The organism is Lactobacillus acidophilus, from assembly GCF_034298135.1.
GTDB lineage: Bacteria > Bacillota > Bacilli > Lactobacillales > Lactobacillaceae > Lactobacillus > Lactobacillus acidophilus.
This window is the reverse complement of the sequence record NZ_CP139575.1, coordinates 1,156,619-1,171,712: the sequence shown is the minus strand read 5'-3', so window position 1 is coordinate 1,171,712 and position 15,094 is coordinate 1,156,619. Positions and strand designations below refer to the sequence as shown.

Sequence of the window (15,094 nt, the reverse complement as noted above, 5' to 3'; positions counted from 1 at the left end):
CATGCCTGTAAAAAGGAAAAAGAGAAAGACAAAAAGAAAATATAATAAAAAAAGTAAAGCAAGCAAAAAACAAGCTTTAAATTGGAGTATCTGGGGTTTAGTTCTTATTTTGCTGGCTGTTTTTGCCTTTGTTAGATTTGGAATTTTAGGCAAACAGATTGCTAATTTAATTCGAATATTTTTCGGGGATTCATATTTATTTGCCAGCGGGATATTAGCATTGTTTGGTTTGGTTAATTTGATTTATAATCAGCCAATTAAATTGCCAGTAAAACGTAGCATAGGTTTGTATCTTGCTTTTTTGGGTATTTTATTGCTTCAAAGCGGTATTTATTTTGAACATGAGTTGGTCAACAGTAATTTCTTAAATTCGTTTTGGCATGCCATGTCTGCCGAATTCGGTCGTGCTGGTGTAACAGAGAGTGTTGGTGGCGGTTTATTTGGTTCTTTAGGATACCAAATATTTTATCCATTATTAGGTCAGATTGGGGTAAAAGTTTTTGCTGTATTATTAATGCCAATTGGTATATTAATGTTCTTTGATGTGAAATTTAGAACGATTATTGAAAAATTTCAGTCAGTCGGTCAATTATTTATTCAAAAAAATAAAGAGGCAGGCACTAGATTAAAAGATAAATATAGTGATGTAGCTAAGCAAAAGATTCAAACCCATATTGCAAAACAAAATAGTGCAGATGAGTTAGATAATACTAAGACTATTTTCCCAGATGTAGCTGATTTTGATCCTGATAATGAACCGGAAGAAGATATTCCTGTAACAACTGATGAAGATGTTGAAGTTGACTCAACTCTTGTTTCTGAGCCACAGATCCAAGTTGCACCACAGCATAGTGAATCTAGTGAAGAAAAAGATTTACCTAAATCTCGTTCCTTTGTTGATGAAGATCAAAAATTAAAACAAGAATTAGACCAAGTTGACCATGGTGAAGTAAAAGATCAAAGGCCTATAAATAAGACTTATAAATTACCTCCATTAAGTTTACTTGATCCGATTAAGTCAACAGATCAAAGTGCAGATCGTGATTTAATTAAGAAAAATACACAGATTTTACAATCAACTTTTAAAAGCTTCGGCGTAAAAGTTATTATTAAAAAGGCAATTTTAGGGCCGACAATTACTAGATATGAAGTTCAACCAGCAGTTGGTGTGAAAGTTAGTCGAATTGTTAACTTAGCAGATGATTTAGCATTGGCATTGGCAGCAAAAGATATTAGAATTGAAGCTCCAATTCCAGGTAAGCCTTTTATTGGAATCGAAGTGCCAAACCGCGCTACGTCAGTAGTTTCTTTTAAAGATGTAATGGAACATCAAGATAAAAAAGATAAGGAAAAACCAATGGTTGTTCCTTTAGGTAAAGATGTAACAGGAAGCACTATTTCCGCTAATTTGGCTAAAATGCCGCACTTGTTAATTGCTGGTTCAACCGGTTCTGGTAAATCTGTCGCAATTAATACAATTTTAGCTAGCATTTTAATGAAAGATCGACCAGAAGAAGTTAAACTAGTATTAATTGATCCTAAAATGGTGGAACTTTCGGTTTATAATGGTGTACCTCATTTATTGATTCCAGTTGTAACGGACGCTAAATTAGCTGCTAATGCATTACGCAAGGTAGTTAAAGAAATGGAACGTAGGTACAAATTATTTGCAGCCGGCGGTGTTAGAAACATGACTGAATATAATCAAAAGGTAGCTGAAAACAATGAGGATAAGACTAAGCCTGTAATGACACCACTGCCATATATTTTAGTTGTAGTTGATGAGCTTAGTGACTTAATGATGGTAGGTGGTCATGACGTTGAAGGGGCAATTGTTCGTTTAGGACAAATGGCACGTGCAGCCGGTATTCACATGATTTTGGCAACGCAACGTCCTAGTGTTGATGTTATTACTGGTTTAATCAAAGCAAATGTTCCATCAAGAATTTCATTTGCTGTTTCAAGTGGAGTAGATTCGAGAACTATTTTGGACCAAACTGGAGCTGAAAAGCTACTGGGTCGAGGTGATATGCTCTATATGCCAATTGGTGCTTCAAAGCCCGAGCGTGTTCAAGGGGCTTATATTGCAAGTGATGAAGTTGAGCGTGTGATTGATTGGGTTAAAAAGCAACAAGAAGTCGATTATGACGAGAGCATGATTCCCAAAAAGGGTGAAAATTCCATAACTGGATCTAGTAATAATGATGAACCAGAAGACGAATTTTATAGTCAAGCAGTAGATCTAGTTCGTCGTCAACAGACAGCGAGTGTTTCAATGCTGCAAAGAAGGTTTAGAATAGGCTATAATCGTGCAGCTAGAATAGTTGATGAAATGGAAGCTAAAGGAATCGTAGGTCCGTCAGAAGGATCTAAACCTAGACAAGTATTGCTGCCACCTATAAAGAATGAAGGTAATTCAAACGATGCTAACAACTAATATAACAATTAGAAAAAATAAAAAATTTACAACAGCCGGAATAGGCTGTTTTTTGCGTTTACCGTTAACTAATCATAATTTAGCTTTTGCTAGTTTACTTTCGCGATTGCAAATGAATACTAGTTTGTCATATCCAACAATTGCTGCTCAACAAAGAAAGTTAGCCCAATTATATGATTTGCAGCTTGATATTATGCCGCAACTTTTTGGCAACCAAATTATTTTGATGTATTATGCTAATTTTGTTGAACCGATTGAAGTATTGGATCCAGATTATACTTATGAAGAAATAATCCAAACTATTAGCCAAATTATCAGATTTCCAGCATATGATAATAATTTATTCGATTATGCTAAAAGACAACTTGAAGATGAATATCGTGAAATTATGGTTCAACCTTCAAATTATGCTCTCGATCGCTTTTTTAAATTATGGTATGAAGATCAACCAGAATATGCTGAAAACTTTATGGGGCCAATTGATGAAATAAAAAATACTACGATTGTTGAGATGCGTGATTTTATTGAAAATTTGCGTGATATACCAATGGCGGTAATTGGCATGGGACGAGACAATCAATTAATGACTAAAATACTCAGAAATATTTTTAAAGGGGCTGGAATTATTAAAAAATTCCAAGTTAGTGATTTAGTTATTCCAGCTAAAAGAAAATTAATTGAAAAAGTTGATGAGCAAGACAATATTCAAGCTCAATTATTGATGGGATTTGGTTTTAAACAGAGAATTAGTTATCAAGAACAAGTTGTTGGTTTGCTTTTAGAACAATATTTAGCTGGTGATCAGTCTTCAAAATTATTTAGTCAGATTAGAGAAGAGTTAGGTGCGGCTTATGATGTTCAAGCAAGTGACTTTGCTAATAATTCTCTCTTTTTAATTAATGCTGGAATTGATCCTCAAAAAGTAGAACCAGCCAAAAGAATTATTCTTAATGAAATGCAAAAATTAATGGATGGTAATATAGATGAAGAGCTATTTAGAAAATCCAAAAAGGCTGTATATCGAAACACTAGGATTGGGTTAGACAATCAAAATTGGCAATTAGGACAGGCCTTGCGTGCCGAATTATTACCAGATTATTTAGATTTTGATAGAGAAGCTGCTATAAAAAAAGCAACGCCACATCAATTAATTAATTTTGTTCAAAATTTATTCTTTAATGAAAGTTATATTTTAAAATGATTACACCTAAAATTATAAAAAGAGAATATAAATCTGGCTTTAAAGCAGAAGTTATCTTAAAACCGCATTTTTATCAGCGTTTTTTTGGTATTATTATCGACTTTGGTAGTAGTGATGCACAAAAAATAGCTGGGTCAGCCCATTTTTTAGAACATAAATTATTTGCTAAAAAAGATGGCGATATTTCACATAAGTTTGAAGAAATTGGTGCGGATGTTAATGCATTTACATCATTTAATGAAACTATGTTTTATTGCAGTGGTATTGACCATACGCCTAAAATGCTCGATTTGTTGTTTGAATTAGTTGGAAAACCATACTTTACTAAGCAAAATATTGCTCAAGAAGCCCCAATTATTCAACAAGAATTGGCTATGTATAAAAATGATCCGATTTGGAGTATAAATAATGCGATTATGACTGCAATGTTTGATCATTCAAATTTAGGTACTGAAGTTGTGGGAACAGAAAAATCGATTAATGAGATTACTGTTCAAAACTTAACTAAGGCATATAAGAATAACTATATACCAAGTAAAATGCAGTTTGTAGCATGCGGTGATTTTTCAGATAATCAAGTCCAAACAATTTTACGTACAGTTGGTAAGCTGCAAGAAAAGTACTTTCAAAATAGAAAAGCGACTCCAACTAAAATTGAAATGCCAATTGGAAATTTAAAGGATCAAGTTATTCCTACTAAAAGTGGTTCTAATGTTTTTGGATTGGGTATTCGTTTTAAAAATTTTAAGAAAGTATTATCAAGCTTTGATTTGACTCAAATTCTGTTAGAAATAATGTTAGAATCAAAACTAAGTGTAATGGGCCCATGGTTTGAAAGGATGCGAAAAAATAAGTTATTAACTAATCCACTTCAAATTTCGGTTAATTACACTAGACAGGGTGATTTTGCAACCATTTTTGGTACTAGTCCGCAAGGACAGGAAGTAATTAATGAAATAAAGCATGTTTTAACTAAGCCATTAGTTAAAAATTCTGAACAATATCGCTTTATCGAAGAAAATTTTGAATTGCAAAAAAGAGAATGGCATGCACGCACTGTCAGAACAATTAATAATCTTTCATCATATGCTATTGAAATGGTAGAAGAAAATTTAGATCATGAAGACTTAGATTTAAATTTAAAGAAATTACAAGCAATGGGTTTTGAAGAATTCTATCAAACTTGTCAATTAATTATGAAAGATAGTGCAATTTGTTCCGCTTATTTAGATCCTAACAGGGAGGGATAATTGAATGAAGCGAGCGATTGTATTTGGTGCAACCGGTGGTATAGGAAAGGCAATTTGTCAAGATTTAGCTGAAGATGGCTGGTCACTTTATTTGCATTACAATACTAAAATGCAAGAAGCACAGCATTTAGTAGAACAATTACGGATTGATCATCCGGCGCAAGATTTTATGACTATTCAATTAAACTTTGATTCTGATGATGATGTTTTGGTAAATTTTGTTAAAACATTATTACCAGTTAATGCAGCAGTTTTTGCGCAAGGAATTACAGATTATAGTTTTTTAGGTGATGAAAAATTGGCTGAGATTACTAAGTTAATTAAAGTTAATTTAACTGTACCAATTAAACTAACCAAATTATTAGAGCCTAAATTAATGAAACAGGATTTTAGCCGAATTGTTTATTTAGGATCCGTTTATGGTGGAAGTGGTAGTGCGTTAGAAGCGGTTTATAGCGCTACTAAAGGTGGCTTGACACGTTTTGCACAGGCGTATGCGCGAGAGGTCGCGTCAAATGATTTAACAGTTAATGTTATTGCACCAGGCGCTGTTAAAACTAGGATGAATGCTATTTTTTCTGAAGATACAATTCAAGAAGTGCAAAATGAAATTCCTGCTAACCGCTGGGCGCAAGGACAGGACATTTCATATTGGGTTAGATCACTTTTAAATAAGCGCAGTAGTTATTTAACCGGTCAGACAATTTATGTTACTGGTGGCTGGCTTTTATAACTAAAGCGATTCATGAAGAAATTTATGGTATACTCAATTTGTTAAAATTAATTTTGAAGAGGTAATTATGGCAGATATCGGAGATAAATTAAAGAGCGCGAGAGAGGCAAAGGGACTTTCGATTGAGGATATTGAAAAGGCAACAAAAATTCAAAGTAGATATCTGACTGCAATTGAAAAGAACGAATTTGACAAGCTCCCAGGTGACTTTTACGTCAGAGCATTTATTCGTCAATATGCTCAAGTTGTTGGATTAGATGGTAAGGAACTATTAAGTGAATATCACGAAGATGTGCCTGAATCTAAACCAGATGAATATGTGGAAAATTCAATTGATAATAAGAGTGAAGAAGTACGCGAAACAACTGATAATAAAAAGAATTTATGGAAAAATTATTTACCAAGAATTGCAGTTGGCCTTGGAGTCATTATTGTAATTTTGGTAGTTTATGTTTTGTATGCTCGTCTTTCTTCTGGCGGACAACAACGGAATGAAGCAGATAACAATAGTGTAACTGTATCGTCCCAAAAGACTTCCTCATCTTCATCTAAAAAGCCAGCAAAGAAAGTTGCTGTAAGTCAAGTTAAGGTTAAGAAAATTAGTGATAACGAATATCGTGTTACTGGTCTTAAGAAAAATCGTCGTTTAGTTGTTAAAGCCGGTGATACACAAAATATTTCAGCTAGTGTAACAACTAATGGCACTCCAACTTGGCAATCGACTTTAATTGCTAGACAAAAGCACACTATGACACTTCCATCAGATGCTGAACGTGTTGTGGTAACATTGGGGAATGATGATGGTACCTCAATTACTATTGCTGGTAAGAAGATTCCATATTCAGCAAATAATGGGTACCGTACTATTACTTTGTTAATTGGTAGTGCTAAGAGATCAACTAATAACCATGATTCTAACAATTCAGGTTCAACTACTAATAACAGTACTGGTAATGGCAACACAACTACTCAAAGTAGTACCACTAGAAATAGCACAACTACTAGCAGATCAACTACTCAAAGTAGTCAAACTCAATCATCAACTGCTCAAAGTAGCCAATCTCATGAACAAAGTAGTCAAGCTCAACAATCTTCAACCACTACCCAATCATCAGCAAATACTCAAAATAATACTGGTGATACAGGCAATGGTGGAAATGAAAATAATGCCAACGGAAACGAAGGTAACTAATATTTAGGAGAATGTAGGAAGAATGAATTTACCTAATAAACTTACTGTTTTTAGAATCTTTTTGATTCCAGTATTTATGTTAATTATTATTTTTGGTGGGAATGCACACACTACGGTGGGTAATTTTACAGTTGTTTGGAGCTGGGTAATTGCTGCTATCGTATTTGCAGTTGCTTCAGCAACTGACTGGTTTGATGGTCATATTGCTCGATCACGTAACTTGGTAACAAATTTTGGTAAATTTGCTGATCCTTTGGCAGATAAGATGTTAACCATGACTGCATTTATTTTCTTAGTTGAATTAAAGCTTGCTCCAGCATGGGTAGTAGCTATTATTGTTTGTCGTGAATTGGCTGTTACTGGTTTACGTTTGATTTTGGCAGAAAATAAAGGTCAAGTATTGGCTGCTAAAATGCCTGGTAAAATTAAGACAACTTGCCAAATGCTTTCCATTATTTTCTTATTAATTGGTAACTTCTGGTACATTGGTACAATTTTACTTTACCTTGCATTGATCTTTACTATTTACTCTGGTTATGATTATTTCCACAAATCATGGGGCGTATTCAAAGGTTCTATGTAGCAATAACTCTAAAAGAGGCATGAAAATGCCTCTTTTTTACTTTCTAAGAAAAAATTGATCTTTTTTGCGTAATTAATAATAGACAACAGAATGTTTGAACATTAGTTTGTATTTTGCTTGCAAATTAGATATTGGTCAAAGTATAATTACATAAGTACAAAATTTAGGAGGATGTCATGGCCAAAGATGAAAAAAAGGCTGCTTTAGATGCAGCGCTCAAAAAAATCGAAAAGAATTTCGGTAAAGGTGCTGTCATGCGCATGGGTGAAAAAGCAGACACACAAATTTCTACAGTTCCCACAGGTTCTCTTGCTTTAGATGCTGCTATTGGCGTTGGTGGATACCCTCGCGGCCGAATTATCGAAGTTTATGGTCCCGAATCATCTGGTAAGACTACTGTAGCACTTCATGCTGTTGCTGAAGTACAAAAGCGTGGAGGCACCGCTGCGTATATTGATGCAGAAAATGCGATGGATCCAGCTTATGCCGAGGCACTTGGAGTAGATATTGATTCACTTATCTTGTCTCAACCTAATACCGGTGAAGAAGGTTTGCAAATTGCTGATACTTTAATTTCTAGTGGTGCTATTGATATTGTGGTAGTTGACTCAGTTGCTGCGTTAGTACCACGTGCTGAAATTGAAGGAGAAATGGGTGATGCTCATGTAGGTCTTCAGGCTAGACTTATGAGTCAAGCTTTACGTAAGCTTTCCGGTACCATTTCTAAGACTAAGACAATTGCGATTTTTATTAATCAGATTCGTGAAAAAGTCGGTGTTATGTTTGGTAATCCGGAAACAACACCGGGTGGTCGAGCACTTAAGTTCTATTCAACTGTTCGTCTTGAAGTAAGAAGAGCTGAACAAATTAAGCAATCAGGCGATGTTTTAGGTAACCGAGTAAAAATTAAAGTGGTAAAAAACAAGGTTGCTCCACCATTTAAGGTCGCAGAAGTAGATATCATGTATGGTAAAGGTATTTCTCAAAGTGGCGAATTACTTGACATGGCTGCGGATAAGGATATTATCGATAAAGCTGGATCATGGTATTCATATAAGAGCGATCGAATTGGTCAAGGCCGTGAAAATGCTAAGAAGTATCTTGAGGAACATCCAGATATTTATCAAAAAGTTCAAGAGCAAGTACGTCAAGCATATGGTATTGATGAAAAATCCATTGCTGATCGTGAAAATCCTGAAAAAATAAAGGAAAAACGTGAAGAAACTTCAGAAGAAAATAAGACTGATAATTCTGAAAAGACAAAATAAGAAATAAATTTAACCTTGGAATTATGTTCCAAGGTTTTTTATCTGGATTGACATGAACACCCAGGTTCTTTATCATAAAAGTTGTGTGAATAATTCTAAAAAAAGGCGATAGTAATCATGAATACAATAATTATGATTCCCGTCGCGACTGCTATTGTTTCACTTTTAGTGGGCACAGTTACTGGTTATGCTATTCGTAAGCATTCTTGGGAGCAAAAAGCTCAGAATGCTCAAAATGATGCTGACCATATCTTGGCTGATGCTAAAGCTCAAGTAGCGGCAGCGGAAGCAGAAGTCAATGCACAAAAGCAAGCAGCAATTGCTGTTAAACAAAGTGCAGAAAATACTAAGAAAGAAAAAATTCTTGAAGCACAAGAACAAATTCGAGATTATAGGCAAAAAACTGAAGATGAGCTAAATTCTAAAAAGGACAATTTGGCTCGTCAAGAAAATCGTTTACAACAACGTGAAGATACCTTAGATCATAAGAATTCTTTGTTAGATGAAAGAGAAGCTGGGCTTACAGAAAAAGAAGACCAATTAAAGCAGCAAAATGCTAGTTTAAAGGCAAAATTGGATGAAGCTGACGAATTAGTTGGGATTAGACGACAGAAACTTTATGACGTAGCAAAATTAGATAAAGATCAAGCTAAGAAGATTGTGCTAGATCAATTATCTGATGAATTAGTTAAAGAACGCGCTGAAATGATTAGAAATAGTAACGAAGAGGTTATGGCTAAAGCAGATCGTTATGCTAATCAAGTTATTATTGATGCTATTCAAAGCAGCGCTGCAGATACGGTTGCTGAAACAACAGTATCTGTTGTTGATTTACCAAATGAAGAAATGAAAGGTCGAATTATTGGACGCGAAGGCCGTAATATTCGTTCTTTTGAAGCTTTAACTGGTATAGATTTAATTATTGATGATACGCCGAAAGTTGTAACTTTAAGTGGTTTTGACCCAATTAGACGTGAAATTGCTAAAAGAGCGATGGAACGCTTGATCAAAGATGGTCGAATTCATCCAGCTCGTATTGAAGAGATGGTTGATAAGGCTAGAAAAGAAGTTAATGACGATATTTATGAAGCAGGTGAAAGTGCTCTGATGGAACTTGGAATTCATAGAATGAATCCAGAGCTTGTTAAAACACTTGGCCGCTTAAAATATCGTACTTCTTATGGTCAAAATGTATTGTCTCATTCAATTGAAGTTGGTAAATTAGCTGGTACTATGGCTGCCGAACTGGGCTTAGATGAAAAATTAGCGGTTCGCGCGGGATTATTACACGATATAGGAAAAGCAATCGATCATGATATTGAAGGCTCTCACGTAGAAATAGGTGTAGAGTTGACGCGTAAATATCATGAACCAGATGTTGTGGTTAATGCAATTGCTGCACACCATGGTGACGTGCCTAAATTATCATTTATTGCTGAACTTGTAGTTGCAGCAGATACGATTTCTTCAGCTCGACCTGGTGCAAGAAGTGAAAGTTTGGAAAATTATATCAGACGTTTAACAGATCTTGAAAAGATCGCTAAAAGCTACCAGGGAGTTAAGCAAGCATATGCAATTCAAGCTGGTCGTGAAGTTAGAGTTATGGTTGAACCTGATGAAATTTCAGATGATCGAACAGTAATTTTAGCACGTGACATTCGTAATCAAGTTGAAAAAGAGCTTGATTATCCGGGTAATATTAAGATTACCGTTATCCGTGAAAAACGAGTGGTAGCAATTGCTAAATAACAAAAAGAGTATGAGTTTTTGCTCATACTCTTTTTGTTATTTGTGCAAATACCGCTCTACTTGTATAATTAGAACAAGTATATAAGGAAAGTAGCCGAATATGTTTAAAATTATTGTTGAATTATTCTTATTAGTAATTATTTCAGCTGCAATTACGCCATTTATTAGGCGTTTAGCCTTTGTGTTAGGAGCGGTTGATAATCCTAATGCTCGTCGTGTTAATAAGAAACCAATGCCAACTATTGGGGGATTAGGTATTTTTGTTACGTTTAACATCGGTGCATTTGTATTACTGAGAGAACAATTTCCTACTCATGAAATTTTTTCGATATTATTAGCATCAAGTGTCGTTGTATTAACGGGATTAATTGATGATATTCTTGAACTGAAACCTAGGCAAAAAATGTTTGGTATTTTTATTGCTTCATTAATTATTTACTTCTTAGCAGGAATTAGAATGAATGTATTAAAATTACCATTTATTACCAATGAGATTAACTTAGGTTGGTGGAGTTTTCCAATTACTATTTTTTGGATATTAGCTTTGACTAATGCAGTTAATTTAATTGATGGCCTAGATGGTTTAGCTGATGGTGTATCTATGATATCTTTAACGACTATGGGGATCGTGGGATATTTCTTTTTACATACGCATCAATTGTATGTGCCAATTGCCTGTTTTATGTTAGCAGCATGTTTATTAGGTTTTTTGCCATATAATTTCCATCCTGCCAAGATTTTCTTGGGTGACACAGGTGCACTTTATATTGGGTTTATGATTGCGGTTTTGTCTTTAAAAGGACTGAAAAACGTAACTTTCATTTCATTGTTAGTGCCAATAATTATTTTAGGGGTGCCAATAACTGATACAGTTTATGCAATGATTCGTAGGAAATTGAACAAAAAACCGATTTCAGAAGCTGATAAACATCACTTACATCACCAATTAATGCGAATGGGACTAACTCATAGACAAACAGTTTTAACAATCTATGCACTCTCATTAGTTTTTTCATTCATTTCACTTTTATTTTTACTATCACCAGCTTGGGGAACTTGGCTTTTGATTCTTGGTTTACTGGTTGCACTTGAATATTTCGTGGAATCGATTGGTCTTTTAGGTGAGAAATATCATCCTTTAATGCATATCATTCAAAAAGTTATTAATCAAAAGAGTAAAATTGATCCAACAGTCGAGGTTTGGCATTTAGGTGATGAAAAGCCAGATCAATTGAAAGCAGAAAAGGATAGAAAAAATTATAAAAAGTAAAAGCGTTTGGCCTAGCCAAGCGCTTTTATTGTTCATGATAATTATTATTTTCTACGGGGATTTCGTTATATCGTTTTACACCCTTTTTAAAAGTAATTTGTCCTGATAATAAATTGGTTAAGTCATTTTTGACTGGGGCTTGATTATCATTATCTAGAAAAATATGAATTGTAACATCTACACCATATTCTGTATTAGCAATAAATACGTTATTTGTTTTTAAATAATGATCTACTTCATCAAAACGATTGTAAGGAACATTAAAAATTAATTCTTGTTGTAAAACTCGTTTAATGACACCAACTTTTTCGACTACGCTTGTAACACTGTTGGAATAAGCACGGATTAATCCTCCAGCTCCTAGTTTAATGCCGCCGAAATATCTTGTGACAACGACAGTGACATTTTTTAAATTCATTAATTGTAATGCTTTGAGTTCAGGAACACCGGCAGTACCAGATGGCTCACCATTATCACTTTCTTTTACCTGATCGTCATTTATTCCGATTGTGTAAGCAAAAGTATTATGAGTAGCATCACGATATTTTTTAGAAATTTGTTGAATAAATTCATTTGCTTCTTCAGTAGAACTGGTTCTAGCAATACTAGCGATGAATCTACTCTTTTTGATAATTAATTCATTACTACCATTTTCTTTAATTGTTAAAAAATTTTCTTTTTCTGACAAAAAAATCGCCTCTTTTTACGTAATAGATAATAGGGGTGAAATATGGAAAATATAACTCTATTATCAGGTCGTCAATGGATTGTTAATCAAGAGGATTCTAGCATATTTGAGGGATGCAGCAAAATTTCAGCAATAAAAAATGGGATATGTAATAGATGCGGTACTAAAGTTCAATATAAATTGCCAAGCGGAAAATTTTATTGTCGAAGTTGTATTGGACTAGGTCGGATTGCTGAGGGAGATTTTTTAGCTCGATTGGATGACAATCATATTTTTACTCCAAAAGAAAATGGTGGAAAAACATGGCAAGGGAAATTAACACCGTTGCAACAAAAAATATCTGATAATTTAGTGATAAATTTTCAGCAAAAGAAAAATAGTTTAGTTCATGCTGTTACTGGAGCGGGAAAAACAGAGATGTTGTTTGACTTAATTGCAGAATGTATGAAAGAAGGGAAAAGAGCATGTATAGCTACTCCTAGAATTGATGTGGTAAATGAACTTTTTCCACGTTTTCAATCAGCTTTTGCTGAAATTGAAATTGGTAAATACCATGGTCGTGAATATAAAGAGCCAGGGCTAGAACAATTAACCATTTGTACTACTCATCAATTAATGAAGTTTTATCATGCTTTTGATCTATTAGTAATTGATGAGGTAGACTCTTTTCCTTATGTTGGTAATAACCAATTGCATTTTGCAGCCAAAATGGCAGTAAAGATAACTGGAGTACGAATGTATTTAACAGCTACTCCAACTGAAGATTTGCTTCAAGAGGTAAAGAATAAGAGCCTAAAAATTTTAAAATTAAATCGACGTTTTCATGGTGGATTATTACCAGTTCCAAAAGAAAAACTATTTATAAAACCATTTTTAACCCGTAATAAACTTCATCCTAAACTCTTGCTAGAAATCAAGAAGGTATTGAAAAAAGAGTATCCTTTATTACTTTTTGTTCCTAGAATTGAACAAATTCCCATTTATTTACAAATATTGAAAGAAAAATTGAAGGATGAAAAGATAAGAATTGATGGCGTTCATGCGCAGGATCCTAATCGATTAGAAAAAGTACAAAAATTTCGGGATCGTAAATTAGATTTATTACTAACTACAACAATTTTAGAACGTGGTGTAACTTTTAAAAATGTTTGGGTAATTATTATTGCTGCGGATGATCCTATATATACGGCGGCTAGTTTAGTACAAATTGCAGGAAGAGTTGGACGAGATAAAAATGATCAATCGGGCTTAGTTTTGTATTGCTATCACAAATATACTAAGGATATTCGAAGTAGTATTAAACAAATTAAGGAAATGAATAAATGAAGCAATGTTTATTATGTAATCAATTTTTTACGCCGCCAGTATTATTTACGCAGATCTTTAGATTGAAAAAATATAGAGAAAGAAAATTATGTTCATATTGTTTAAAGCAATTTGAACACTTAATAGGCAATAAATGTGCTTTTTGTTCTAAAGTACTAAAACAAGGGGTTATTTGCGTGGATTGCAAAAACTGGCAAAAAAAATATTCAAATAATCTTCTACATAATTATGCTTTGTATCACTATAATTCAACTTTTCATGATTTAATGGTAGATTATAAGCGGCGAGGTGATTATGCTTTGCGGGAAGTATTGCAAGAATTATGTTACGAATATCTACATAAAACCAAATATGATTATTATGTCCCAATACCTACTTCCCCTGAACATATTAAGAAACGACAGTTTGATACTATATTTGCTATATATGGCGATATTTTGCCGCTTACACCCATTTTAATTAAAAAAGAAGGCAGTCATGCACAAGGGAAAAAGAATAGGGAAGAGAGGCTAAAAACACCGCAGAGCTTTTTAATTGATAAAAATATAAAAAAAAGAGAAAATATACAAACAGGTAAAGTATTAATTTTGGATGATATTTATACTACTGGACGAACGCTGTATCATGCGCGAGACTGTTTAAGACAAGATTTTCCAGAGTTACAAATTGAAAGTTTTTCAATTTGTCGGTAGATTTGTTATGAACCGCTTACATTTTTTGGTATAATAAATGTACAAGATAAAGAACCGCTTAGCGGTGAAAGGAGAATCTTATATGTTAAAATACAATGTTCGTGGAGAAAATATTGAAGTAACTGATGCTTTAAGAAGTTATGTTGAAAAGCGATTAAACAAATTGGAAAAGTATTTTGAATTGAACCAAGATGTGATTGCTCACGTAAACTTGAGAGTTTACCGTGACCATTCTGCTAAGGTTGAAGTTACTATTCCTTTACCATACTTAGTTTTGAGAGCCGAAGAAACCACGGATGATATGTATCGTAGCATTGACTTCGTTTCAGAAAAACTTGAACGTCAAATTAGAAAGTACAAGACTCGTGTAAATAGAAAGAGTCGTGAAAAAGGTTTACAAGACTTCTTTGTAGAACAACCTGAGGAAGAAAAGAAACCTAGCGAATTTGATATTGTTCGTAATAAACGCGTAAGCTTAAAGCCAATGGATCCTGAGGAAGCAATTTTGCAAATGGATATGTTGGAACATGATTTCTTTGTATTTGAAGATGCAGAAACTAATGGCACTAGCGTTGTTTACCGCAGAAACGATGGTCGTTACGGTTTGATTGAAACTAACGAATAATTTTGTTAAAAGCTCATTAATGTAGAAAGCCCCGCGTTTGTACGTCGGGGTTTTTATTTGGAATATTTTTATTTTGCAAA

General features: G+C 33.9%; 13 protein-coding genes. 12 read left to right on the top strand and 1 reads right to left on the bottom strand.

All coding sequences use genetic code 11. The annotated features are described in order from the left end of the window. Nucleotide 1: 1 nt before the first annotated feature. The 9 genes from SO785_RS05340 to SO785_RS05300 all read left to right on the top strand — a co-directional run bounded on the left by SO785_RS05340 (nt 2) and on the right by SO785_RS05300 (nt 11,683). A complete protein-coding gene (locus SO785_RS05340; protein WP_003546517.1) occupies nt 2-2,437 on the top strand; it encodes an FtsK/SpoIIIE family DNA translocase in 2,436 nt (811 codons plus the stop codon). Beyond that, on the top strand, nt 2,424-3,638 hold the full coding sequence (locus SO785_RS05335) for a M16 family metallopeptidase (protein WP_011254218.1): 1,215 nt from the start codon (nt 2,424-2,426) through the stop codon (nt 3,636-3,638). The genes SO785_RS05340 and SO785_RS05335 overlap by 14 nt, the downstream gene beginning before the upstream one ends. Then, on the top strand, nt 3,635-4,888 hold the full coding sequence (locus SO785_RS05330; RefSeq protein WP_003546521.1) for a M16 family metallopeptidase: 1,254 nt from the start codon (nt 3,635-3,637) through the stop codon (nt 4,886-4,888). The genes SO785_RS05335 and SO785_RS05330 overlap by 4 nt, the downstream gene beginning before the upstream one ends. A gap of 4 nt (nt 4,889-4,892) precedes the next feature. Then, nucleotides 4,893-5,621 (top strand): elongation factor P 5-aminopentanone reductase, encoded by a 729-nt coding sequence (gene ymfI / locus SO785_RS05325; protein WP_003546523.1) that lies wholly within the window; start codon nt 4,893-4,895, stop codon nt 5,619-5,621. 67 nt (nt 5,622-5,688) lie between these two features. Next, on the top strand, nt 5,689-6,813 hold the full coding sequence (locus SO785_RS05320) for a helix-turn-helix domain-containing protein (RefSeq protein ID WP_003546527.1): 1,125 nt from the start codon (nt 5,689-5,691) through the stop codon (nt 6,811-6,813). A gap of 22 nt (nt 6,814-6,835) precedes the next feature. Beyond that, complete coding sequence (gene pgsA, locus SO785_RS05315; protein ID WP_003546529.1) at nt 6,836-7,396, top strand: CDP-diacylglycerol--glycerol-3-phosphate 3-phosphatidyltransferase; 561 nt, start codon at nt 6,836-6,838, stop codon at nt 7,394-7,396. A gap of 176 nt (nt 7,397-7,572) precedes the next feature. Continuing rightward, the gene (recA, locus tag SO785_RS05310) at nt 7,573-8,664 is read left to right on the top strand and encodes a recombinase RecA (protein ID WP_003546531.1); all 1,092 of its coding nucleotides are present in this window, start codon (nt 7,573-7,575) and stop codon (nt 8,662-8,664) included. A 117-nt stretch (nt 8,665-8,781) separates the two neighbouring features. Beyond that, entirely contained in the window at nt 8,782-10,413 is a 1,632-nt protein-coding gene (gene rny / locus SO785_RS05305) for a ribonuclease Y (protein ID WP_003546533.1), read from the top strand. A gap of 100 nt (nt 10,414-10,513) precedes the next feature. After that, a complete protein-coding gene (locus SO785_RS05300; protein WP_003546535.1) occupies nt 10,514-11,683 on the top strand; it encodes a glycosyltransferase family 4 protein in 1,170 nt (389 codons plus the stop codon). 25 nt (nt 11,684-11,708) lie between these two features. On the opposite strand, the gene SO785_RS05295 is transcribed toward SO785_RS05300, so the two are convergent. Beyond that, nucleotides 11,709-12,371 (bottom strand): YigZ family protein, encoded by a 663-nt coding sequence (locus SO785_RS05295; protein ID WP_003546537.1) that lies wholly within the window; start codon nt 12,369-12,371, stop codon nt 11,709-11,711. A 42-nt stretch (nt 12,372-12,413) separates the two neighbouring features. Between SO785_RS05295 and SO785_RS05290 the strand changes: the two genes are divergently transcribed. From SO785_RS05290 to hpf, 3 genes are all read left to right on the top strand, one after another. Beyond that, entirely contained in the window at nt 12,414-13,697 is a 1,284-nt protein-coding gene (locus tag SO785_RS05290; RefSeq protein WP_003546538.1) for a helicase-related protein, read from the top strand. Further along, nucleotides 13,694-14,389 carry a ComF family protein gene (locus tag SO785_RS05285; RefSeq protein WP_011254220.1) on the top strand — a complete coding sequence of 232 codons (696 nt, stop codon included), beginning with the start codon at nt 13,694-13,696 and terminating at the stop codon, nt 14,387-14,389. Before SO785_RS05290 ends, SO785_RS05285 begins: the two co-directional genes overlap by 4 nt. A gap of 82 nt (nt 14,390-14,471) precedes the next feature. Next, nucleotides 14,472-15,014, top strand: coding sequence for a ribosome hibernation-promoting factor, HPF/YfiA family (gene hpf, locus SO785_RS05280; protein ID WP_011254221.1), 543 nt, complete (start codon nt 14,472-14,474; stop codon nt 15,012-15,014). The last annotated feature ends 80 nt before the right edge of the window (nt 15,015-15,094 follow it).

What these genes read in the sequence shown, in the direction of transcription:
- SO785_RS05340 (WP_003546517.1), top strand. Translation starts at nt 2, where the DNA reads ATGCCTGTAAAAAGGAAAAAGAGAAAGACAAAAAGAAAATATAATAAA.
- SO785_RS05335 (WP_011254218.1), top strand. Translation starts at nt 2,424, where the DNA reads ATGCTAACAACTAATATAACAATTAGAAAAAATAAAAAATTTACAACA.
- SO785_RS05330 (WP_003546521.1), top strand. Translation starts at nt 3,635, where the DNA reads ATGATTACACCTAAAATTATAAAAAGAGAATATAAATCTGGCTTTAAA.
- ymfI (WP_003546523.1), top strand. Translation starts at nt 4,893, where the DNA reads ATGAAGCGAGCGATTGTATTTGGTGCAACCGGTGGTATAGGAAAGGCA.
- SO785_RS05320 (WP_003546527.1), top strand. Translation starts at nt 5,689, where the DNA reads ATGGCAGATATCGGAGATAAATTAAAGAGCGCGAGAGAGGCAAAGGGA.
- pgsA (WP_003546529.1), top strand. Translation starts at nt 6,836, where the DNA reads ATGAATTTACCTAATAAACTTACTGTTTTTAGAATCTTTTTGATTCCA.
- recA (WP_003546531.1), top strand. Translation starts at nt 7,573, where the DNA reads ATGGCCAAAGATGAAAAAAAGGCTGCTTTAGATGCAGCGCTCAAAAAA.
- rny (WP_003546533.1), top strand. Translation starts at nt 8,782, where the DNA reads ATGAATACAATAATTATGATTCCCGTCGCGACTGCTATTGTTTCACTT.
- SO785_RS05300 (WP_003546535.1), top strand. Translation starts at nt 10,514, where the DNA reads ATGTTTAAAATTATTGTTGAATTATTCTTATTAGTAATTATTTCAGCT.
- SO785_RS05290 (WP_003546538.1), top strand. Translation starts at nt 12,414, where the DNA reads ATGGAAAATATAACTCTATTATCAGGTCGTCAATGGATTGTTAATCAA.
- SO785_RS05285 (WP_011254220.1), top strand. Translation starts at nt 13,694, where the DNA reads ATGAAGCAATGTTTATTATGTAATCAATTTTTTACGCCGCCAGTATTA.
- hpf (WP_011254221.1), top strand. Translation starts at nt 14,472, where the DNA reads ATGTTAAAATACAATGTTCGTGGAGAAAATATTGAAGTAACTGATGCT.